Below are 21,063 nucleotides of genomic sequence, written 5' to 3' on the forward strand. Positions count from 1 at the left end.
CTGACCCCATGCCGAACTCAGAAGTGAAACGCCGTAGCGCCGATGGTAGTGTGGGGTCTCCCCATGCGAGAGTAGGGAACTGCCAGGCATCAAATTGCAGTAAACCGGGGTGACAACCGGTGGTAGTAAAGTAAAGAAATTCGGTGGAGCGGTAGTTCAGTCGGTTAGAATACCTGCCTGTCACGCAGGGGGTCGCGGGTTCGAGTCCCGTCCGTTCCGCCACTTATTTAAAATTAAGCCTGCTAAATTAGCAGGCTTAATGATAAGAAAAATTAAGAAAGATTTAGGGGCGTAGCTCAGTTGGTAGAGCACCGGTCTCCAAAACCGGGTGTCGCGAGTTCGAGTCTCTCCGCCCCTGCCATATATAATCCTTTGCTTCGGCAAAGGATTTTTTTTGTCTAAAATTTGCCTTCCTGAAAGGCCCAAAATATTTTCCTCTGGGCCAAAGATCTCTTCTGATGTTTAAAAAACATTATTTTTCAAAATGTCGCGAATCTGCACCTGTTTGTCGCTATTCTGCAGCCAAATTGCATATAAAGGACGTGAAATAGGTAAACCGTCGGTGACTGGATAAAGATCACTTTGCTCCAGCGCCCATGTAGTTGGCAACCAGGTGCAGCCTTTTAACGGCAGCAACTGACGACGGGCCAGGCTGGCAGAACTGGTGGTTAAAAGTGGAATATCGTCGCTGGCAATGAGCCCTGCCTCATGTTGCTGAAAATCTGCTCCCCACTCAAGGCGAAGATAATTGAGCTCCGATTTCACTGCTGTAGGCGTAGCGCAGTACAGCTCGAGCGGGAAGTGTCCTAACAGTTGGCTGCTGAACTCATCCATTTTTGGGGTTTCTGTCGTGATCAGCAGGTCAAGTTGGCGTTCATGCAGCTGTTTAACCAGCGACTGCCGTTGGGCTATCCGTGCTTCAAACTGCAGCGAGTCGTCCGCCTGGTAAAGTCTGGCCAGCCATTCATTGAGCATACATTCCCATAGCGAAGCGCTCGCACCGATAGAAAACTCGTTGTGTCGTGAGGTATTTGCCACCTCTTTGCGCGCCGCCTGCCAGGTACTCATCAGCGTTTCGGCATAGGGAAGAAGCTTCTCCCCTGCTGCCGTGAGGCGGATGTTGTTACGATGGCGGGTGAACAGGTTTACTCCTAGCTGATTTTCTAACTGACGGATGCGAAAACTTACCGCAGATTGTGTCAGATAGAGCGCTTCCGCGGCCCGCCCAAAGTGACGAGTTCTGCTCACTTCGAGGAAAGTTTTCAGCAATTCGGTATCCACAGCTTTCTCCGCAATTTTTTTTGTCGTAATGATTTAAATCTTTTGTTTTACACTCTGTCAAGCGTATCTAATACTCCGCGCCATAAATAGCTCGGCCAAAGAATTAGGAGCGTGTAGGATGGCGGAAAGCTTTACGACGACTAATCGTTTTTTCGATAATAAAAATTATCCGCGCGGGTTCTCTCGTCATGGTGATTTCACCATCAAAGAGGCACAGCTGCTGGAGCGTTACGGCTTTGCCTATAACGAACTCGATCTCGGTAAGCGTGAGCCTGCTACCGAAGAGGAGCAGCAGTTCCTCGCGGTATGCCGCGGTGAACGTGAGCCGGTGACGGAAGCTGAACGCGTATGGCACAAGTATGTGACGCGCATTAAGCGTCCAAAGCGTTTCCATACACTGTCTGGCGGTAAGCCGCAGGTAGAAGGCGCTGAAGATTACACCGACAGCGACGATTAATAAAAAAGGGGCTCAGGCCCCTTTTTTATTGCAGCAAGGTTTGTAGATGTCGCAACATTCTGTCGATACCACGATAGCTTAGCGCCTCCTGCAGGTGATGCCGCACAATAGACTCGACTCCCTCCATATCCGCCAGCGTGCGTGAAACCTTTAACAGGCGCTGCCAGGCCCGTATCGAAAGTCCCAACTGCATTAACGTTTGCTCTAGCCAGAGTGCATCATCATTGCTTAGCGCACAGTATCGCTTAATCTCACTGCTGCTCAGATGAGCATTAAGTTTATCCTGCCGGTCATACTGGCGATGTTGAGCGGCAATTACCCGGCTTTGGACCGTCAGACTACTTTCACCTGGGTGAGGGGGTTGGCTCAGTAAACCTGGCGGCGGTAGTGGGATTTCCAAAGACAGATCGAAGCGGTCGAGAAATGGACCCGATAGGCGATTCAGGTAGCGTAGAGTCTGCTCCGGCGTGCAGCGGTTGTGCTGCCCTTCATAGTGCCCTGTTGGGCTGGGATTCATAGCAGCAATCAACTGGAAGCGAGCTGGATACGTTATTTTTGCTCGCGCACGAGAGATGAGGATCTTGCCTGATTCGATCGGCTCTCGCAGTGCGTCCAGTACCCGGCGTTCAAACTCCGGTAGTTCGTCGAGAAACAAGATACCGTTATGGGCCAGTGAGATCTCTCCGGGGACAGGTATCGAACCACCGCCGACTATTGCCGCCAACGATGCGCTATGGTGTGGGGCACGAAAAGGGCGACAGCGCCATTGAGTTCGTATATTGCAGGTATTTTCCAGGCTGATGATCGCCGCACTTTCTAGCGCTTCGCGATCGTTTAATGGTGGTAGTAATCCACACAATCGACTGGCGAGCATTGTTTTTCCCGTGCCAGGAGGGCCTATCAGTAGCAGATTATGCCCTCCCGCAGCGGTGACTTCTAAAGCTCGTTTGCCCTGCTGTTGGCCGATGACGTCACTGAGATCTTCAACATTCTCAACGGTAGGGGCATTTTCAGGTGGCGGTAAACGCAGAGCCTGCTTACCTTCAAGAAACGCGCAAACCTCAAGAAGATGGCTGGCAATCAGGCAGTCGTTGCCGCCCAATAGCCCAACCAGCGGTGCGTTGTCCTCGGCAAGTATAATTTGCCGCCCGGCGTTGATGGCCTCTATTGCGGCAGAAAGAGCCCCAGGAATGCCGCGTAGCACGCCCGTGAGCGCCAATTCTCCAACAAACTCATATTGCCCCAGTTTATGGCAGTTAAGCTGCTCAGAAGCCGCCAGGAGCGCAATAGCGATAGGTAAATCATATCGCCCCCCTTCTTTGGGAAGGTCGGCCGGCGCGAGGTTAATGGTGATTTTCTTTGCGGGGAAGGTATATCCACTGTTGATGATGGCGCTACGTACGCGGTCCCGCGACTCTTTGACGGTGGTTTCGGGTAGCCCAACCATGACCAGACCTGGTAGGCCCTGACTAATATGTACTTCGATGGTAATAAGTGGGGCATTGATCCCCAGCGCAGCGCGCGTGTAGACAACAGATAGCGACATAAATCCTCCCAGGATGGTGGGATTATGTATGGTTCGATTGTTGTATTAACTCGTCATTTTGCGTATTTACGCAACGCGTTCGCGATTTTTCGCTGTTTTTCATCGCATTGCATCGATGCCGGAACTACGTTCGCATTTTCCTGAATGACGCTCGACGATCTTCGCTGCGCCTATTGCCCGAATGCAAAAAGGTGAAATATTTTCATTTCATAATTTTTCTATATAAAACAAATTGCTTTAACAAATTCATTAGCATGATAAGCAACGGAGCCATAAAAAAAACTTGTGCAATTTGTGATGTCTGTGGTAACTCTGTAGGTATTCCTTCGAACAAGATGCAAGAACAAACAAAAATGAAAGCCCTTCTACGAGTGATTAGCCTGGTCGTGATTAGCGTGGTGGTGATTATTATCCCACCGTGCGGGGCTGCACTTGGACGAGGAAAGGCTTAGAAATCAAGCCTTAACGAACTAAGACCCCCGCACCGAAAGGTCCGGGGGTTTTTTTATGACTTAAAAACAATAACTAGGAGCAGAAAATGGTTACTAGCATAAAATTCTGTTTCTTACGATCTACGGCGGGGAACTAACTATGAATGGCGCACAGTGGGTGGTACATGCGTTGCGAGCGCAGGGTGTTGAAACGGTATTTGGCTATCCGGGTGGTGCCATTATGCCGGTTTACGACGCGCTGTATGACGGCGGCGTAGAGCACTTGCTGTGTCGGCACGAGCAGGGGGCTGCAGTGGCGGCTATCGGCTACGCCCGCGCCACCGGTAAAACCGGCGTCTGTATCGCGACGTCAGGCCCAGGGGCGACCAACCTGATCACCGGTTTGGCGGATGCGCTGCTCGATTCTGTTCCCGTTGTTGCCATTACCGGTCAGGTCGCCGCTCCGCTTATCGGTACGGATGCCTTTCAGGAAGTGGACGTTCTCGGTTTGTCGCTGGCCTGCACCAAACACAGTTTCCTGGTGCAATCCCTGGAAGAGCTGCCACGCGTAATGGCAGAGGCGTTTCAGGTGGCAAACTCAGGCCGTCCTGGCCCGGTGCTGGTTGATATTCCGAAAGATATTCAGGTTGCGCAGGGTGATTTAGACCCGTATTTTTCCACCGTCGAGAGTGATGATGCTTTCCCGCACAGTGAAGTGGCGCAGGCGCGCCAGATGCTGACTCAGGCGCAAAAGCCGATGCTGTACGTGGGTGGCGGTGTAGGGATGGCTCAGGCGGTTCCCGCACTGCGTGAGTTTATGGCGGCGACCAATATCCCGGCCACTTGCACGCTGAAAGGGTTGGGAGCAGTTCCGGAGAATTACCCATACTACCTTGGCATGCTGGGTATGCACGGCACTAAAGCGGCCAATCTGGCGGTGCAAGAGTGCGATCTGCTGATCGCCGTCGGCGCGCGCTTTGATGACCGCGTTACCGGCAAGCTCAACACCTTTGCCCCACACGCCAAAGTCATCCATATGGATATCGACCCGGCGGAAATGAACAAACTGCGCCAGGTGCACGTCGCGCTGCAGGGGGACCTGAATGCGTTACTGCCTGCATTGCAACAGCCGCTGGCAATTGACGCGTGGTGTGAACATAACGCGGCGATGCGCGCTGAGCACGCCTGGCGCTACGATCACCCGGGTGAAGCCATCTACGCCCCGCTGTTGCTCAAACAGCTGTCTGACAAAAAGCCCGCTGATAGCGTGGTAACCACTGACGTCGGCCAGCATCAGATGTGGTCGGCCCAGCATATGACCTACACCCGCCCGGAGAACTTCATCACCTCCAGCGGCTTAGGCACGATGGGCTTTGGCCTGCCAGCGGCCGTGGGTGCTCAAGTGGCGCGCCCGAATGATACGGTAATCTGTATCTCCGGTGACGGCTCCTTCATGATGAATGTACAGGAGCTGGGCACCGTAAAACGCAAGCAGTTACCGCTGAAGATCGTGTTACTCGACAACCAGCGGTTAGGGATGGTTCGACAATGGCAGCAGCTGTTCTTCCAGGAACGTTATAGCGAAACCACCCTGACCGATAACCCCGATTTCCTCACGTTGGCCAGTGCCTTTGGCATCCCCGGCCAACACATCACTCGTAAAGACCAGGTTGAAGCGGCACTCGACACCATGCTGACGAGCGAAGGCCCGTACCTGCTTCATGTCTCAATCGACGAACTTGAGAATGTCTGGCCACTGGTGCCGCCTGGCGCCAGCAACTCACAAATGCTGGAGAAATTATCATGATGCAACATCAGGTCAACGTGCAGGCCCGCTTCAACCCGGAAACCTTAGAACGCGTCTTACGTGTGGTACGTCACCGTGGTTTTCAGATTTGCTCAATGAATATGGAAACCGCAAACGACACCCAGAATATAAATATTGAGTTGACCGTTGCCAGCCAACGTCCGGTCGACTTACTGTTTAGCCAATTAAATAAACTGGTGGACGTGGCCTCAGTTGCCGTTCAGCAGTGTACAAGCACATCACAACAACAAATTCGCGCCTGAGCGCAATAGGAAGAGAAATGACGACGAAAAAAGCGGATTACATCTGGTTCAACGGTGAAATGGTACGTTGGGAAGAGGCAAAAGTGCACGTCATGTCCCACGCGCTGCACTACGGCACTTCCGTATTTGAAGGCATCCGTTGCTACGACTCTCACAAAGGCCCGGTTGTTTTCCGCCACCGCGAGCACATGCAGCGCCTGCGAGACTCCGCCAAAATTTATCGTTTCCCTGTATCTCAAAGCGTTGATGAGTTGATGGAAGCCTGCCGTGCCGTACTGCGTAAAAATAACCTGACCAGTGCCTATATTCGTCCTTTGGTTTTCGTCGGTGACGTGGGCATGGGCGTTAACCCGCCTGAAGGCTACACCACGGATGTGATCATCGCCGCGTTCCCATGGGGCGCCTATCTGGGTGCTGAAGCGCTGGATCAAGGGATCGATGCAATGGTCTCTTCGTGGAACCGTGTTGCGCCGAACACCATCCCAACTGCCGCGAAAGCGGGAGGTAACTACCTCTCTTCTTTGCTGGTAGGCAGCGAAGCGCGCCGTCATGGCTATCAGGAAGGTATTGCGCTGGACGTTAACGGCTACTTGTCTGAAGGCGCTGGTGAAAACCTGTTTGAAGTGAAAGATGGCATTCTGTTCACGCCACCGTTCACTTCTTCCGCACTGCCGGGTATTACTCGCGATGCGATCATTAAGCTGGCGAAAGAGATCGGTATCGAAGTTCGTGAGCAGGTGTTGTCCCGCGAATCCTTGTATCTGGCTGATGAAGTATTTATGTCCGGTACCGCCGCTGAAATTACTCCGGTGCGTAGCGTCGATGGTATTCAGGTTGGCGAAGGCCGCTGCGGCCCAGTCACCAAACGTATTCAACAAGCGTTCTTTGGCCTCTTCACCGGTGAAACCGAAGATAAATGGGGTTGGTTGGATCAGGTTAATCAATAAGATAGAAATGGGGCGGCACGCACCGTCCCACTAACGAGACAGAGACTGGGAGTACAAAGCATGCCTAAATACCGTTCCGCCACTACCACCCACGGCCGCAATATGGCGGGCGCCCGCGCACTGTGGCGCGCCACCGGGATGACCGATGATGACTTCGGCAAACCAATTATCGCCGTCGTAAACTCGTTTACCCAGTTCGTGCCGGGCCACGTTCACCTGCGCGACCTTGGTAAACTGGTTGCCGAGCAGATTGAAGCCTCCGGCGGCGTGGCGAAAGAGTTCAATACCATCGCTGTGGATGATGGTATCGCCATGGGCCACGGGGGCATGCTGTATTCACTGCCGTCCCGCGAACTGATCGCCGACTCCGTCGAGTACATGGTGAACGCCCACTGCGCTGACGCGATGGTCTGTATCTCCAACTGCGACAAAATCACCCCAGGGATGCTCATGGCCTCCCTGCGCCTGAACATCCCGGTAATTTTTGTTTCCGGTGGCCCAATGGAAGCCGGGAAAACCAAGCTGTCTGACAAGATTATCAAGCTCGACCTGGTCGATGCGATGATCCAGGGCGCTGACCCGAAAGTGTCTGACTCGCAGAGTGACCAGATTGAACGCTCAGCCTGCCCAACCTGTGGCTCCTGTTCCGGCATGTTCACCGCCAACTCGATGAACTGCCTGACTGAAGCGCTGGGTCTGTCACAGCCGGGCAACGGCTCACTGCTGGCCACGCATGCCGACCGTAAAGAGCTGTTCCTCACCGCCGGCCAGCGCATCGTTGAGCTGACCAAACGTTACTACGAGCAGGATGACGCAAGCGCACTGCCGCGTAATATTGCCAACAAAGCGGCGTTCGAAAACGCCATGACGCTGGATATCGCCATGGGCGGTTCCACCAACACCGTACTGCACCTGCTGGCTGCGGCGCAGGAAGCGGAAATCGACTTCACCATGAGTGATATCGACAAGCTGTCACGCAAAGTGCCGCAGCTGTGTAAAGTGGCGCCGAGTACCCAGAAATACCATATGGAAGACGTCCACCGTGCGGGTGGCGTACTGGGCATTTTAGGCGAGTTGGATCGCGCTGAGCTGCTGAACCGTGATGTGAAAAACGTACTGGGGCTGACGCTGCCGCAAACGTTGGATCGCTACGATGTGATGCTGACTCAGGACGAGGCGGTGAAAAAAATGTTCCGCGCAGGCCCGGCGGGTATTCGCACCACTCAGGCGTTCTCTCAGGATTGCCGCTGGGACACGCTGGATGACGACCGTGCTGAAGGCTGTATCCGCTCGCTGGAACACGCCTACAGCAAAGATGGCGGTCTGGCGGTGCTGTACGGCAACTTCGCGGAAAATGGCTGTATCGTGAAAACCGCCGGTGTTGATGACAGCATCCTGAAATTTACCGGCCCGGCCAAAGTGTACGAAAGCCAGGACGAAGCCGTAGACGCTATTCTCGGCGGTAAAGTGGTCGCGGGTGACGTGGTGGTGATTCGCTACGAAGGGCCGAAAGGCGGGCCGGGCATGCAGGAAATGCTCTATCCAACCACCTTCCTGAAATCCATGGGCTTGGGTAAAGCCTGTGCGCTGATAACCGACGGTCGTTTCTCCGGCGGGACCTCCGGCCTGTCGATCGGCCACGTTTCCCCGGAAGCGGCCAGCGGCGGCAACATTGCGATTATCGAAGATGGCGACATGATTGCTATCGACATCCCGAACCGTGGCATTCAGCTGCAGTTGAGCGATGCTGAAATTGCAGCTCGTCGTGAAGCACAAGAAGCTCGCGGTGATAAAGCCTGGACGCCGAAAAATCGTGAACGTCAGGTCTCCTTTGCCCTTCGCGCCTATGCCAGCCTGGCAACCAGCGCCGACAAAGGTGCGGTACGCGATAAATCCAAACTGGGAGGTTAAGAACCATGGCGGACTCGCAACCCCTATCCGGCACCCCTGAAGGTGCCGAGTATCTCAGAGCGGTGCTACGTGCACCGGTCTACGAAGCGGTGCAGGTGACACCGCTGCAGAAAATGGACAAGCTCTCTTCGCGCCTCGATAACGTTATCCTGGTCAAACGCGAAGACCGCCAGCCGGTGCACAGCTTCAAGCTGCGCGGTGCTTACGCAATGATGGCGGGCTTAACCTCCGAGCAGAAATCTCACGGGGTGATTACCGCTTCCGCTGGCAACCATGCGCAAGGGGTGGCGTTCTCAGCTTCCCGCCTGGGAGTGAAGGCGCTGATCGTGATGCCGGTGGCAACCGCCGATATCAAAGTCGATGCCGTTCGCGGCTTCGGCGGCGAAGTCCTGTTGTATGGCGCGAACTTTGATGAAGCGAAAGCGAAAGCGATTGAACTGTCGCAGCAGCAGGGTTTCACCTGGGTGCCGCCATTCGATCATCCGATGGTGATTGCCGGGCAGGGCACGCTGGCGCTGGAGCTACTGCAACAGGACGCGCATCTTGACCGGGTTTTTGTGCCGGTCGGCGGCGGTGGCCTGGCGGCGGGCGTGGCGGTGCTGATCAAACAGCTGATGCCGCAAATCAAAGTGATTGCCGTAGAAGCCGAAGATTCTGCCTGCCTGAAGGTGGCGCTGGATGCGGGCCATCCGGTGGATTTACCGCGCGTTGGGCTGTTTGCCGAAGGCGTCGCGGTGAAACGCATCGGTGATGAAACGTTCCGTCTCTGCCAGGAGTATCTCGACGACATTATCACCGTCGATAGCGATGCAATCTGCGCGGCGATGAAAGACCTGTTCGAAGATGTGCGTGCGGTGGCTGAACCCTCAGGCGCCCTGGCGCTGGCGGGGATGAAGAAATACATCGCTCAGCATGATATTCGCGGCGAGCGTCTGGCGCATGTGCTTTCGGGCGCCAACGTCAACTTCCACGGCCTGCGCTACGTTTCCGAACGCTGCGAGCTGGGCGAACAGCGGGAAGCGCTGCTGGCGGTAACAATTCCGGAAGAGAAGGGTAGCTTCCTGAAATTCTGCCAACTGCTGGGTGGCCGTTCGGTGACCGAGTTTAACTATCGCTACGCCAATGACAAAAATGCCTGCATCTTTGTTGGTGTGCGTTTGAGTCGTGGGCTGGAAGAGCGAAAAGAGATCCTTCAGTTGCTCAACGAAGGCGGCTATAGCGTGGTGGATCTGTCCGACGATGAGATGGCGAAGCTGCACGTGCGCTATATGGTCGGTGGTCGCCCGTCCCAGCCGTTGCAGGAACGTTTGTACAGCTTCGAATTCCCGGAATCCCCGGGCGCGCTGCTCAAATTCCTGCACACCTTAGGCACACACTGGAATATTTCGCTGTTCCACTATCGTAGCCACGGTACTGACTACGGTCGCGTGCTGGCGGCGTTTGAACTGGGCGACAACGAGCCGGACTTCGAAACCCGGCTCAATGAACTGGGCTACGATTGCCATAACGAAACCCATAACCCGGCATTCAGGTTCTTCCTGGCGGGCTAGAGCGACGAAAAAAACCGCCCGATGGCGCTACGCTTATCGGGCCTACAGGAACACCGGGATCGTAGGTCGGATAAGGCGCTTGCGCCGCCATCCGATAAAACCCGCCCGATGGCGCTCCGCTTATCGGGCCTACAGGAACACCGGGATCGTAGGTCGGATAAGGTGCTTTCGCCGCCATCCGATAAAACCCGCCCGATGGCGCTCCGCTTATCGGGCCTACAGGAATACCGGGATCGTAGGTCGGATAAGGCGCTTGCGCCGCCATCCGATAAAACCCGCCTGATGGCGCTCCGCTTATCGGGCCTACAGGAACACCGGGCTTGTAGGTCGGATAAGGTGCTTGCGCCGCCATCCGACATATATCAGTGGTTCGGCAAAATAGACCAGAACGCCTCAACAAGCGGCTCATGCAGCCGCTTTTTTTGTGCACACACACCGAGCTCAAACGGCGTTTTCTCATCGCTGCGGTCCAGAATCATCACGCGGTTGCGCACCGGCTCCGGGCTATTTTCCAGCACCACTTCCGGCAGCAGCGCCACGCCACAGCCCAGCGCGACCATCGAAACCATCGCTTCATGGCCGCCAACGGTCGCATAAATCGAAGGATTACTGATTTTATGGCGGCGGAACCACAGCTCAATGCGGCGGCGCACCGGGCCCTGATCGGCCATGATAAACGGTACCGTCGACCAGTCTGGGTTTTCGATAGAAACCTGATTACGCACCGGGCAGGGTAACGCCGGAGCAATCAGCACTACCGCCAGATTTTCCAGCATCGAGAACGCCACCGCGCCCGGCAGGGTTTCTGGCTTACCGGCAATCGCCAGGTCGGCTTCGCCCGTGACGACCTTATCCATCGCATCGGCGGCGTCACCGGTAGTGAGCTTGATCTCAACCGACGGGTGTTCGGCGCGAAAGCGATCGAGAATCGGCGGCAGATGGCTGTAGGCGGCGGTGACGGAACAGAAAATGTGTAGCTCACCCGACAGCGATGGCCCCTGCTGATCGAGGGTATGACGCAATTGCTGATACTGCAGCAGCGTCTGCTGAGCGAAAACGCGCAGTTCTTCGCCCGCTTCGGTGAGCGTAACCGTCCGGTTATCGCGCACAAACAGCGGCTGGCCGAGGTCCTCTTCCAGCCGCTGAATCTGCCGGGAAAGCGTGGAGGGGCTGACGTGCATCGCCCGGGCGCTGCGGCCAAAATGGCGGCTTTCCGCCAGATGCAGGAAGGTTTTTAGATCGCGTAAATCCACAGATCGCACTCCACGATTTTACGTTGCACAAATTGCAACGTGACGTTGTGAATATATCAATTTCCGCAATAAATTTCCTGTTGTAATGTGGTTTCAATCTCGCAAAACGCGAACCGAACAATAAGACAGTACAACATCACGGAGCACATCATCATGGCTAACTACTTTAATACACTGAACCTGCGCCAGCAGCTGGCACAGCTGGGCAAATGTCGCTTTATGGGCCGCGACGAATTCGCCGATGGCGCAAGCTACCTTCAGGGTAAAAAAGTGGTCATCGTCGGCTGTGGCGCTCAGGGTCTGAACCAGGGTTTGAACATGCGTGACTCTGGTCTGGATATCGCTTACGCCCTGCGTAACGAAGCGATTGCTGAGAAACGTGCTTCCTGGCGTAAAGCGACCGAAAACGGCTTTAAAGTCGGTACTTACGAAGAACTGATCCCGCAGGCTGACCTCGTTGTTAACCTGACGCCAGACAAACAGCACTCTGACGTTGTACGTTCCGTACAGCCGCTGATGAAAGACGGCGCGGCGCTGGGCTACTCTCACGGTTTTAACATCGTTGAAGTGGGCGAGCAGATCCGTAAAGACATCACCGTAGTGATGGTGGCGCCGAAGTGCCCGGGTACCGAAGTGCGTGAAGAGTACAAACGTGGTTTCGGTGTGCCAACCCTGATTGCGGTTCACCCGGAAAACGATCCGAAAGGCGAAGGCATGGCGATTGCTAAAGCCTGGGCTGCGGCAACCGGCGGTCACCGCGCGGGCGTTCTGGAGTCTTCCTTCGTTGCGGAAGTGAAATCTGACCTGATGGGTGAACAGACTATCCTGTGCGGTATGCTGCAGGCCGGTTCTCTGCTGTGCTTCGACAAGCTGGTGGAAGAAGGTACCGACCCGGCATACGCAGAGAAACTGATTCAGTTCGGCTGGGAAACCATCACTGAAGCGCTGAAGCAGGGTGGTATCACCCTGATGATGGACCGTCTGTCTAACCCGGCGAAACTGCGTGCTTACGCGCTGTCCGAACAGCTGAAAGAGATCATGGCGCCGCTGTTCCAGAAACACATGGATGACATCATCTCCGGCGAATTCTCCTCCGGCATGATGGCGGACTGGGCCAATGATGATAAAAAACTGCTGACCTGGCGTGAAGAGACCGGTAAAACCGCGTTTGAAACTGCCGCTCAGTTTGACGGTAAAATCGGCGAGCAGGAGTACTTCGATAAAGGCGTACTGATGATTGCGATGGTGAAAGCGGGCGTTGAGCTGGCATTCGAAACCATGGTGGATTCCGGCATCATCGAAGAGTCTGCTTACTACGAATCACTGCACGAGCTGCCGCTGATTGCGAACACCATTGCCCGTAAGCGCCTGTACGAAATGAACGTGGTTATCTCTGATACCGCGGAATATGGTAACTACCTGTTCTCTTACGCTTGCGTACCGCTGCTGAAAGAGTTCATGACTACGCTGCAGACCGGCGACCTGGGCAAAGCGATTGCCGAAGGTGCGGTGGACAACGCCCAGCTGCGTGACGTGAACGAAGCCGTTCGCGGCCACGAGATCGAGAAAGTGGGTAAAAAACTGCGCGGCTACATGACCGATATGAAACGTATCGCTGTTGCAGGTTAAGAGTGGTCTGATGCCCTCACCCTGACTCTCTCCCACGGGAGAGGGTGCAATAATGAAAAAGCCTTCCGATGGAAGGCTTTTGCAATTTAGTTCCGATACAGCACTTTAATGATGTGATAACCGAACTGCGTGTGCAGTGGGCCGGTTGGCTCCAGCACCGGGCAGGAGAACACCACTTTATCGAACGCCGGTACCATCTGGCCCTGACGGAATTCACCCAGGTGACCGCCTTTCTTACCTGATGGGCAGGTAGAGTGCTTCTTCGCCAGCTTTTCAAAGTCGGCGCCGTTTTTAATCTGCTCCAGAAGATCCAGAGCCAGTTGTTCTTCTTTTACAAGGATATGCAGTGCTGCAGCTGTTTTAGCCATGATTGTGCCTTTAAATGGGGAGATATCAGGCTGGCGATTTTAGCACGGCTTATCGGCGATACAGCACTTTGATGATGTGGTAGCCATATTTGGTTTTCACCGGCCCATAGGGTTTTAGCAGCGGACAGCTAAACACGGCGGCATCAAACGGCCCGACCATCACGCCCTGTTTGAATTCACCCAGATCGCCACCGTTGCGGCCGGAAGGGCAGCGCGAATAGCGTTTGGCCAGATGATCAAAACCGATCCCGCGCTCCAGTTTGCTGAGGATCTCAAGGGCCAGTTTCTCTTCTTTTACCAGAATATGCAGGGCTGCTGCGCTCTTCACCATGGGCTCATTCTCTTCACAGGATTACTGCCCAACACTTTACCATTTGCCGGGTAAATCTCAGCCTGACTTTCTGCTACAATCCACACCCCCGTGTTTATAGATTGAGCAATACGTCATGCGTTTGAACCCCGGACAACAACAAGCCGTCGAATTCGTCACCGGACCCTGCCTGGTGCTGGCGGGTGCTGGATCCGGTAAGACCCGCGTTATTACCAATAAAATCGCCCACCTGATCCACCAGTGTGGCTATCAGGCTCGACATATTGCAGCGGTAACGTTTACCAACAAGGCCGCGCGCGAGATGAAAGAGCGTGTGGCGCAGACGTTGGGGCGCAAAGAGGCGCGCGGGCTGATGATCTCGACCTTCCACACTCTGGGGCTGGATATCATCAAGCGTGAATATGCGGCGCTGGGGATGAAGTCGAACTTCTCCCTGTTTGACGATACCGATCAAACCGCACTGCTGAAGGATCTGACCGAAGGGCTTATCGAGGACGATAAGGTACTCTTCCAGCAGCTGATCTCGACGATCTCTAACTGGAAAAACGATCTGATGACTCCGTCGCAGGCGGCCGCCAGCGCGAAAGGCGAGCGCGACAGGATCTTTGCCCACTGCTACGGCTTGTACGACGCGCACATGAAGGCCTGTAATGTGCTGGACTTCGACGACCTGATTTTGCTGCCGACGCTGTTGTTGCAGCGTAATGAAGAGGTGCGCGAGCGTTGGCAGAATAAAATCCGCTACCTGCTGGTGGATGAGTATCAGGACACCAACACCAGTCAGTACGAATTGGTTAAACTGCTGGTGGGGCGACGAGCCCGCTTTACCGTCGTGGGCGACGATGACCAGTCAATCTACTCGTGGCGCGGTGCGCGTCCGCAAAACCTGGTATTACTGAGCAAAGATTTCCCGGCGCTGCAGGTGATTAAGCTGGAACAGAACTATCGTTCTTCCGGCCGTATCCTGAAGGCCGCGAACATTCTGATCGCCAATAACCCGCATGTATTTGAAAAGCGTCTGTTCTCCGAGCTGGGCTACGGTAAAGAGCTCAAAGTTTTGAGCGCCAACAATGAAGAGCACGAAGCGGAGCGCGTGACCGGCGAGCTTATCGCCCACCACTTCGTCAATAAGACCGCGTATAAGGACTACGCGATCCTCTATCGTGGCAACCACCAGTCGCGGGTGTTCGAAAAATTCCTGATGCAAAACCGCATCCCGTACAAAATTTCCGGCGGTACCTCGTTCTTCTCGCGTCCAGAGATTAAAGACCTGCTGGCGTATCTGCGCGTGTTGAGCAACCCGGATGATGACAGCGCCTTCCTGCGCATCGTCAACACCCCAAAACGTGAGATTGGCTCGGCGACGCTGCAGAAGCTCGGCGAGTGGGCCACGACCCGCAACAAGAGTCTGTTTACCGCCAGTTTTGATATGGGGCTGAATCAGACGCTGACTGGACGCGGCTACGAGTCGTTAACCCGCTTTACCCAGTGGTTGGGTGAAATCCAGCGTCTGGCCGAGCGCGAGCCGATTGCTGCAGTGCGCGATCTTATCCACGGTATCGACTACGAATCCTGGTTGTTTGAAACCTCGCCAAGCCCGAAAGCGGCCGAAATGCGGATGAAAAACGTCAACACCCTATTCGGCTGGATGACGGAAATGCTCGAAGGCAGCGAGCTAGAAGAGCCGATGACGCTCACGCAGGTTGTTACGCGATTTACGCTGCGCGACATGATGGAACGCGGTGAAAGCGAGGAAGACCTTGATCAGGTGCAGCTCATGACTCTCCATGCCTCGAAAGGGCTGGAGTTCCCGTACGTCTTCCTCGTAGGGATGGAAGAGGGGCTACTGCCGCACCAGAGCAGCATCGATGAGGATAATGTCGATGAAGAACGACGCCTGGCCTATGTAGGGATCACCCGTGCGCAGAAGGAGCTCATCTTCACGCTGTGTAAAGAACGCCGTCAGTATGGAGAACTGGTGCGCCCGGAGCCGAGCCGATTCCTGCTGGAGCTACCGCAGGATGACGTTGAGTGGGAGCAAGAGCGCAAAGTGATTACAGCTGAAGAACGGATGCAGAAAGGGCAGAGCCATCTGGCGAACCTGAAGGCGATGATGGCGGCGAAGAAAGCAAAATCGTAGGCCGGATAAGCGCAAGGCTATCCGGCAATGGTGAATGGTTAGCGTACTTCTAAATGCCAGTGGACATAGCTTTGCCACTGGCTTTCTTGATCGATAGTCTCTTTACCCAGCGGATGCTGCTCCAGCCACCCTTCCGGCAGCGTGAGCATCAGGCTTTCCTCGTTGACCTGTACCGTCATGTTGGGCACCAGATCGTCCCGGCGACGGCTGGCGAAGATGATAGCCAGGCGTAGCAGGCGGCAGAGGTGCTCGGCTGCGCGCGGAGGTACCGCATTTTGCTGGTGAAGCGACGAAAGGTCGACAGGGTTAGTCTGATTGAGCAATAAGGTCGCGAGCAGTTTCTTTTGCGCGGGCGTAAAGCCTGGCAGATCGAGATTGCGCACCAGATAGGCGGCGTGCTGCGGTGCTTGTTTAAAATCAACGCTCAGGCCGATTTCATGCAAAGCGCAGGCGCTAAGCAGCAGTTCGCGGCTTAATGGCTCCAGATCCCAGCTATTTCCGACCTGATCGACAAAACTTGCCGCCAACTGCTCGACGCGATTGGCTTGTTCAGTATCGACCATAAAGCGACGCTGAATATTGCGCAGCGTGCGGCTACGAATATCTTCGTCCACTGCCAGATGCAGCATGCCGTAGACCAGACCTTCGCGCAGCGCGCCGCCGGCCAGCGTCATACACTGGATATTCAATTCGGTGAAGATAGCGATAAGGATCGCCAGACCGCTTGGGAAGACCAGCGCGCGTTCCAGCGTCAGCCCTTCAATTTCCAGCTCTTCCAGACGCCCACATTGGATAGCGCGCTGTTTTAGCTGCTGAAGTTTGGCAAGGGTAATACGTTCATCCATCCCCTGCGCCATCATGATTTCTTGTAACGCCTGAACAGTTCCGGACGCGCCGACACAGACTTTCCAGCCGTGCTGACGCAGTTCATCGGCAACCGGTTTGAGCACTTCACGCGCAGCCCGTTCGGCTTCGTCGAAATGTTCCTGAGCCAGGTTACGGTCGGTAAAGTAGCGTTCAAGCCAGGTGACGCAGCCCATCGACAGGCTGAACAGTGAAGTCGTTTGTGCGCCGGTACCGGTCACTAATTCGGTGCTAGCACCGCCGATATCAACCACTAAACGGCGATCGTCGCCGCCGGTGGTGTGCGCGACGCCCTGATAAATCAGGCGCGCTTCTTCTTCGCCACGGATAACCTGCACCGGGCAGCCGAGAATTTCCTGGGCTTTGGCGATAAACACATCGGCATTAACGGCAAGACGAAGTGTTGCGGTCGCAACGATGCGAATTTGGGTCGGGGGAATATCTTGTAAACGTTCGGCGAACAGGCGCAGGCACTGCCATCCACGTTCCATGGCTTCCGTTGACAGCATGTTGTCACGGTTGAGTCCGCCTGCCAGACGCACTTTACGCTTAATGCGCGTAAGCGTCTGGATACTTCCCGCCACCTCGCGAACAAGCAGCATATGAAAACTATTGGAACCGAGATCGATAGCTGCGTAGAGCGAGGTGGAAGTGAGCATAACTTTTTTAACCTGAACGACGGCGATTACGTGGCGCACCAGAACGGCGTGGACCATTGCCCTGACGAACACGCGTCAGACGTAATGGTTTCGGCAGTTCAGTTAACAGCGCATCCGGATTGTACTTACTGACCGGAATAGAGTGACCGGTGTAGGTTTCAATCGCTGGCAGATTCAGCGCGTACTCTTCACAAGCAAGGCTGATGGAGTGTCCGCTGGCGCCAGCACGACCGGTACGGCCGATACGGTGAACGTAGTCTTCACAGTCATCCGGCAGATCGTAGTTAAAGACGTGGGTAACGGCTGGGATATGCAGGCCGCGTGCCGCAACATCGGTGGCAACCAGAATGTCGATATCACCGCTGGTGAAATCTTCCAGAATACGCAGGCGTTTTTTCTGCGCGACGTCGCCGGTCAGCAGACCTACGCGATGACCGTCTGCGGCCAGATGACCCCAGATATCTTCACAGCGATGTTTGGTGTTGGCGAAGATAATCGCGCGGTCCGGCCACTCTTCTTCCAGCAGCGTTTGCAGCAAACGCATCTTCTCTTCGTTGGAAGGGTAGAACAGCTCTTCTTTAATACGGTGGCCCGTTTTCTGCTCTGGCTCGACTTCCACATACTCGGCGTTGTTCATTTGTTCGAACGCCAGTTCGCGGACGCGGTAGGACAGCGTTGCGGAGAACAGCATATTCAGACGCTGGTTGGTCGGCGGCATGCGACGGAACAGCCAACGGATATCTTTAATAAAGCCCAGATCGTACATGCGATCGGCTTCGTCCAGCACCACCACCTGAATCGCGCCCAGGTTGATGTGGTTCTGTTTTGCATAATCAATAAGACGACCTGTGGTGCCGATCAGAATGTCGACGCCGCTTTCCAGCACTTTCAGCTGTTTGTCATAGCCGTCACCGCCATAAGCCAGACCCAGTTTCAGGCCAGTCGCCTGAGCCAGAGGCTCTGCGTCGGCGTGAATCTGCACTGCCAGCTCACGTGTTGGCGCCATAATTAAGGCGCGCGGTTGATTCACCTGGCGGTCTGCACTCGCTGGGTGAGAAAGGAGATAATGAAACGTGGACGTCAGAAACGCCATCGTTTTCCCGGTACCGGTTTGCGCCTGTCCAGCCACATCACGTCCAGCAAGCGTTAGCGGCAAAGCCAGCGCCTGAATGGGCGTGCAATTATAAAACCCTTTGGTTTCAAGGGCTTCAACCACTTTAGGGTGCAGGGCGAAGTCGGAAAACTTCTGTTCTGTTAAATGTGTTTTGCTCATAGTGTGGTAGAATATCAGCTTACTATTGCATTAAGAAAGCGTATCCGGTGAAATAACGTCAACCTTTGTTGGCGAAGTTAACATCAACACCTTGTTGGTTAATGCTATACACGTCATTCTTCAAGCTGCTTCCGCGCTGGCTGCGTTTGTTCACCCGAATCACTTACTTGAGTAAGTTCATCGGGATTCGCTCACTTGCCGCCTTGATGCAACTTGAATGATTTTGTGTATACACCAACACACCAGGCTTATTCCTGTGGAGTTAAATATGAGCGATAAAATTATTCACCTGACTGACGACAGTTTTGACACGGACGTACTCAAAGCTGACGGGCTGACACTCGTCGATTTCTGGGCAGAGTGGTGTGGTCCGTGCAAAATGATCGCCCCGATTCTGGATGAAATCGCCGAGGAGTATCAGGGTAAACTGACCGTTGCTAAACTGAACATCGATCAGAACCCGGGCACAGCCCCTAAGTATGGCATCCGCGGTATCCCTACGCTGCTGCTGTTCAAAAACGGCGAAGTTGCAGCAACCAAAGTTGGCGCGCTGTCTAAAGGCCAACTGAAAGAGTTCCTCGACGCTAACCTGGCGTAAGAAATTCGGTTTGGGCGTCCGGTGTTCTTAAATTAAGCAGAACTCTGGACGCCCGGCTTCAGTCGTGCTAAGTTATTTTTGACTTCGTTTTAAACATACCTTGTTTGAATCTTGTTTTATCCAAACCTCTCGTTGCGATGTATGACGTCAGAGGTGAAAAAATTCCAGGTTTGTCACTCTTTCCGTCTTGTCGTTTCAGTTCTGCGTACTCTCCTGTGACCAGACAGCGAACAGACATGAGTGATGGCCGTAAACAGGCATGGATGACCCTGCCATACCATTCACAACATTAAGTTCGAGATTTCCCCCAAGTTTAAGAACTCACACCATTATGAATCTTACCGAATTAAAGAATACGCCGGTTTCTGAGCTGATTACTCTCGGCGAAAATATGGGTCTGGAAAACCAGGCTCGTATGCGCAAGCAGGACATCATTTTTGCCATCCTGAAGCAGCACGCAAAGAGTGGCGAAGATATCTTTGGTGACGGTGTACTGGAGATATTGCAGGATGGATTTGGTTTCCTCCGCTCTGGAGACAGCTCCTACCTCGCCGGTCCCGATGATATCTACGTTTCCCCTAGCCAAATCCGCCGTTTCAATCTCCGCACTGGTGACACCATTTCGGGTAAGATCCGTCCGCCGAAAGAGGGTGAGCGTTACTTTGCGCTGTTGAAAGTTAACGAAGTTAACTACGACAAGCCGGAAAACTCGCGCAACAAGATCCTGTTTGAGAACTTAACCCCGCTGCACGCAAACTCTCGTCTGCGTATGGAACGTGGTAATGGTTCTACCGAAGATTTAACTGCTCGCGTCCTGGATCTGGCATCGCCGATTGGTCGCGGTCAGCGTGGTCTGATTGTGGCACCGCCGAAAGCCGGTAAAACCATGCTGCTGCAGAACATCGCGCAGAGCATTGCGTATAACCACCCAGACTGCGTACTGATGGTTCTGCTGATTGACGAACGTCCGGAAGAAGTGACCGAGATGCAGCGTCTGGTAAAAGGTGAAGTTATCGCTTCCACCTTTGACGAACCTGCATCCCGCCACGTTCAGGTCGCTGAAATGGTTATCGAGAAAGCGAAACGTCTGGTTGAACACAAGAAAGACGTTATCATTCTGCTCGACTCCATCACTCGTCTGGCTCGCGCCTACAACACCGTGGTACCGGCTTCCGGTAAAGTACTGACCGGTGGTGTCGACGCTAACGCCCTGCATCGTCCGAAGCGTTTCTTCGGTGCAGCACGTAACGTGGAAGAGGGCGGCAGCCTGACGATTATCGCCACCGCGTTGGTTGATACCGGCTCTAAAATGGATGAAGTTATCTATGAAGAGTTTAAAGGTACCGGCAACATGGAACTGCACCTCTCTCGTAAGATTGCTGAAAAACGCGTCTTCCCGGCTATCGATTACAACCGTTCCGGTACCCGTAAAGAAGAGCTGCTCACCACTCAGGAAGAGCTGCAGAAAATGTGGATCCTGCGCAAAATCATCCATCCAATGGGTGAAATCGATGCGATGGAATTCCTCATCAATAAGCTGGCAATGACCAAGACTAACGATGATTTCTTCGACATGATGAAACGTTCGTAAAATCCGGTTTTTGCCGACGAACGCCACACTTTTGTGTGGCGTTTTTGTTTTTAGGAGTTTAGGTGATAGGGCTCAACTTTTTTTTCACGGACAATTACGGTTTACGGCTACAATAATAGTTAGTTTGTAAAATCGGTTATAAATCAGGCGAGTTTCCCCAATAT

General features: G+C 54.2%; 19 protein-coding genes, 2 tRNA genes, 1 rRNA gene and 1 pseudogene. 15 read left to right on the plus strand and 8 right to left on the minus strand.

Features of this window, described 5'->3' with window-relative positions:
• From rrf to ABOC97_RS18910, 3 genes are all read left to right on the plus strand, one after another.
• A 5S ribosomal RNA gene (gene rrf, locus ABOC97_RS18900) occupies window positions 1-88 on the plus strand; the annotation flags it as partial.
• Between the two features lie 57 nt (window positions 89-145).
• Window positions 146-222: transfer RNA gene (locus ABOC97_RS18905), tRNA-Asp, on the plus strand.
• A gap of 63 nt (window positions 223-285) precedes the next feature.
• Window positions 286-361 (plus strand) — tRNA-Trp (locus ABOC97_RS18910).
• A gap of 101 nt (window positions 362-462) precedes the next feature.
• Here the strand turns inward: ABOC97_RS18910 and hdfR are convergent.
• Window positions 463-1,281 (minus strand): HTH-type transcriptional regulator HdfR, encoded by an 819-nt coding sequence (gene hdfR, locus ABOC97_RS18915; protein ID WP_349600742.1) that lies wholly within the window; start codon window positions 1,279-1,281, stop codon window positions 463-465.
• A 118-nt stretch (window positions 1,282-1,399) separates the two neighbouring features.
• Here hdfR and ABOC97_RS18920 point away from each other — a divergent pair, with 118 nt between their 5' ends.
• Window positions 1,400-1,738, plus strand: a complete 339-nt coding sequence (locus ABOC97_RS18920) for a MaoP family protein (protein WP_061283982.1) — start codon at window positions 1,400-1,402, stop codon at window positions 1,736-1,738.
• Between the two features lie 25 nt (window positions 1,739-1,763).
• Here ABOC97_RS18920 and ABOC97_RS18925 read toward each other — a convergent pair whose 3' ends face one another.
• The gene (locus ABOC97_RS18925) at window positions 1,764-3,284 is read right to left on the minus strand and encodes a YifB family Mg chelatase-like AAA ATPase (RefSeq protein WP_349600745.1); all 1,521 of its coding nucleotides are present in this window, start codon (window positions 3,282-3,284) and stop codon (window positions 1,764-1,766) included.
• Between the two features lie 353 nt (window positions 3,285-3,637).
• Between ABOC97_RS18925 and ilvL the strand changes: the two genes are divergently transcribed.
• The 6 genes from ilvL (at window position 3,638) to ilvA (ending at window position 10,193) form a co-directional block, all read left to right on the plus strand.
• Window positions 3,638-3,736, plus strand: a complete 99-nt coding sequence (gene ilvL, locus ABOC97_RS18930; protein ID WP_015966468.1) for an ilv operon leader peptide — start codon at window positions 3,638-3,640, stop codon at window positions 3,734-3,736.
• 139 nt (window positions 3,737-3,875) lie between these two features.
• A complete protein-coding gene (gene ilvG, locus ABOC97_RS18935) occupies window positions 3,876-5,522 on the plus strand; it encodes an acetolactate synthase 2 catalytic subunit (RefSeq protein WP_349600749.1) in 1,647 nt (548 codons plus the stop codon).
• Window positions 5,519-5,785, plus strand: a complete 267-nt coding sequence (ilvM, locus tag ABOC97_RS18940) for an acetolactate synthase 2 small subunit (protein ID WP_234507333.1) — start codon at window positions 5,519-5,521, stop codon at window positions 5,783-5,785. Before ilvG ends, ilvM begins: the two co-directional genes overlap by 4 nt.
• A 17-nt stretch (window positions 5,786-5,802) precedes the next feature.
• Complete coding sequence (locus tag ABOC97_RS18945; RefSeq protein ID WP_349600751.1) at window positions 5,803-6,732, plus strand: branched-chain amino acid transaminase; 930 nt, start codon at window positions 5,803-5,805, stop codon at window positions 6,730-6,732.
• 60 nt (window positions 6,733-6,792) lie between these two features.
• Window positions 6,793-8,643: a dihydroxy-acid dehydratase gene (ilvD, locus tag ABOC97_RS18950; protein ID WP_349600753.1), complete on the plus strand. Its 1,851-nt coding sequence runs from the start codon at window positions 6,793-6,795 to the stop codon at window positions 8,641-8,643.
• 5 nt (window positions 8,644-8,648) lie between these two features.
• Window positions 8,649-10,193: a threonine ammonia-lyase, biosynthetic gene (gene ilvA, locus ABOC97_RS18955; RefSeq protein WP_349600756.1), complete on the plus strand. Its 1,545-nt coding sequence runs from the start codon at window positions 8,649-8,651 to the stop codon at window positions 10,191-10,193.
• Here ilvA and ABOC97_RS18960 read toward each other — a convergent pair.
• Together ABOC97_RS18960 and ilvY are read right to left on the minus strand one after the other, a co-directional pair.
• Window positions 10,171-10,458 (minus strand): hypothetical protein, encoded by a 288-nt coding sequence (locus tag ABOC97_RS18960; RefSeq protein ID WP_349600759.1) that lies wholly within the window; start codon window positions 10,456-10,458, stop codon window positions 10,171-10,173. The two genes, ilvA and ABOC97_RS18960, sit on opposite strands and share 23 nt — an antisense overlap.
• Before the next feature lie 97 nt (window positions 10,459-10,555).
• A complete protein-coding gene (ilvY, locus tag ABOC97_RS18965) occupies window positions 10,556-11,446 on the minus strand; it encodes an HTH-type transcriptional activator IlvY (protein ID WP_349600762.1) in 891 nt (296 codons plus the stop codon).
• Between the two features lie 153 nt (window positions 11,447-11,599).
• Between ilvY and ilvC the strand changes: the two genes are divergently transcribed.
• Window positions 11,600-13,075 carry a ketol-acid reductoisomerase gene (gene ilvC / locus ABOC97_RS18970; RefSeq protein WP_349600765.1) on the plus strand — a complete coding sequence of 492 codons (1,476 nt, stop codon included), beginning with the start codon at window positions 11,600-11,602 and terminating at the stop codon, window positions 13,073-13,075.
• Window positions 13,076-13,161: 86 nt separating this feature from the next.
• Here ilvC and ppiC (ABOC97_RS18975) read toward each other — a convergent pair whose 3' ends face one another.
• Window positions 13,162-13,443: a peptidylprolyl isomerase PpiC gene (ppiC, locus tag ABOC97_RS18975; RefSeq protein WP_052285532.1), complete on the minus strand. Its 282-nt coding sequence runs from the start codon at window positions 13,441-13,443 to the stop codon at window positions 13,162-13,164.
• Window positions 13,444-13,492: 49 nt separating this feature from the next.
• Window positions 13,493-13,774 (minus strand): peptidylprolyl isomerase PpiC, encoded by a 282-nt coding sequence (gene ppiC, locus ABOC97_RS18980; protein ID WP_234507302.1) that lies wholly within the window; start codon window positions 13,772-13,774, stop codon window positions 13,493-13,495.
• 115 nt (window positions 13,775-13,889) lie between these two features.
• On the opposite strand from ppiC (ABOC97_RS18980), the gene rep reads away from it, so the two are divergent.
• Window positions 13,890-15,914: a DNA helicase Rep gene (gene rep, locus ABOC97_RS18985; RefSeq protein WP_349600768.1), complete on the plus strand. Its 2,025-nt coding sequence runs from the start codon at window positions 13,890-13,892 to the stop codon at window positions 15,912-15,914.
• Window positions 15,915-15,952: 38 nt separating this feature from the next.
• On the opposite strand, the gene gppA is transcribed toward rep, so the two are convergent.
• Window positions 15,953-17,437, minus strand: a complete 1,485-nt coding sequence (gene gppA, locus ABOC97_RS18990) for a guanosine-5'-triphosphate,3'-diphosphate diphosphatase (RefSeq protein WP_349600770.1) — start codon at window positions 17,435-17,437, stop codon at window positions 15,953-15,955.
• Window positions 17,438-17,444: 7 nt separating this feature from the next.
• Window positions 17,445-18,710, minus strand: coding sequence for an ATP-dependent RNA helicase RhlB (rhlB, locus tag ABOC97_RS18995; RefSeq protein WP_052285528.1), 1,266 nt, complete (start codon window positions 18,708-18,710; stop codon window positions 17,445-17,447).
• 268 nt (window positions 18,711-18,978) lie between these two features.
• Here rhlB and trxA point away from each other — a divergent pair, with 268 nt between their 5' ends.
• From trxA to rho, 3 genes and pseudogenes are all read left to right on the plus strand, one after another.
• Window positions 18,979-19,308 carry a thioredoxin TrxA gene (gene trxA, locus ABOC97_RS19000; RefSeq protein ID WP_002883224.1) on the plus strand — a complete coding sequence of 110 codons (330 nt, stop codon included), beginning with the start codon at window positions 18,979-18,981 and terminating at the stop codon, window positions 19,306-19,308.
• Window positions 19,309-19,445: 137 nt separating this feature from the next.
• A pseudogene (locus ABOC97_RS19005) lies at window positions 19,446-19,550 on the plus strand (hypothetical protein); the annotation flags it as partial.
• Window positions 19,551-19,639: 89 nt separating this feature from the next.
• On the plus strand, window positions 19,640-20,899 hold the full coding sequence (gene rho, locus ABOC97_RS19010) for a transcription termination factor Rho (RefSeq protein ID WP_052285527.1): 1,260 nt from the start codon (window positions 19,640-19,642) through the stop codon (window positions 20,897-20,899).
• The last annotated feature ends 164 nt before the right edge of the window (window positions 20,900-21,063 follow it).

This window comes from Kluyvera huaxiensis, assembly GCF_040149365.1.
GTDB classification, from domain to species: domain Bacteria; phylum Pseudomonadota; class Gammaproteobacteria; order Enterobacterales; family Enterobacteriaceae; genus Kluyvera; species Kluyvera intermedia_A.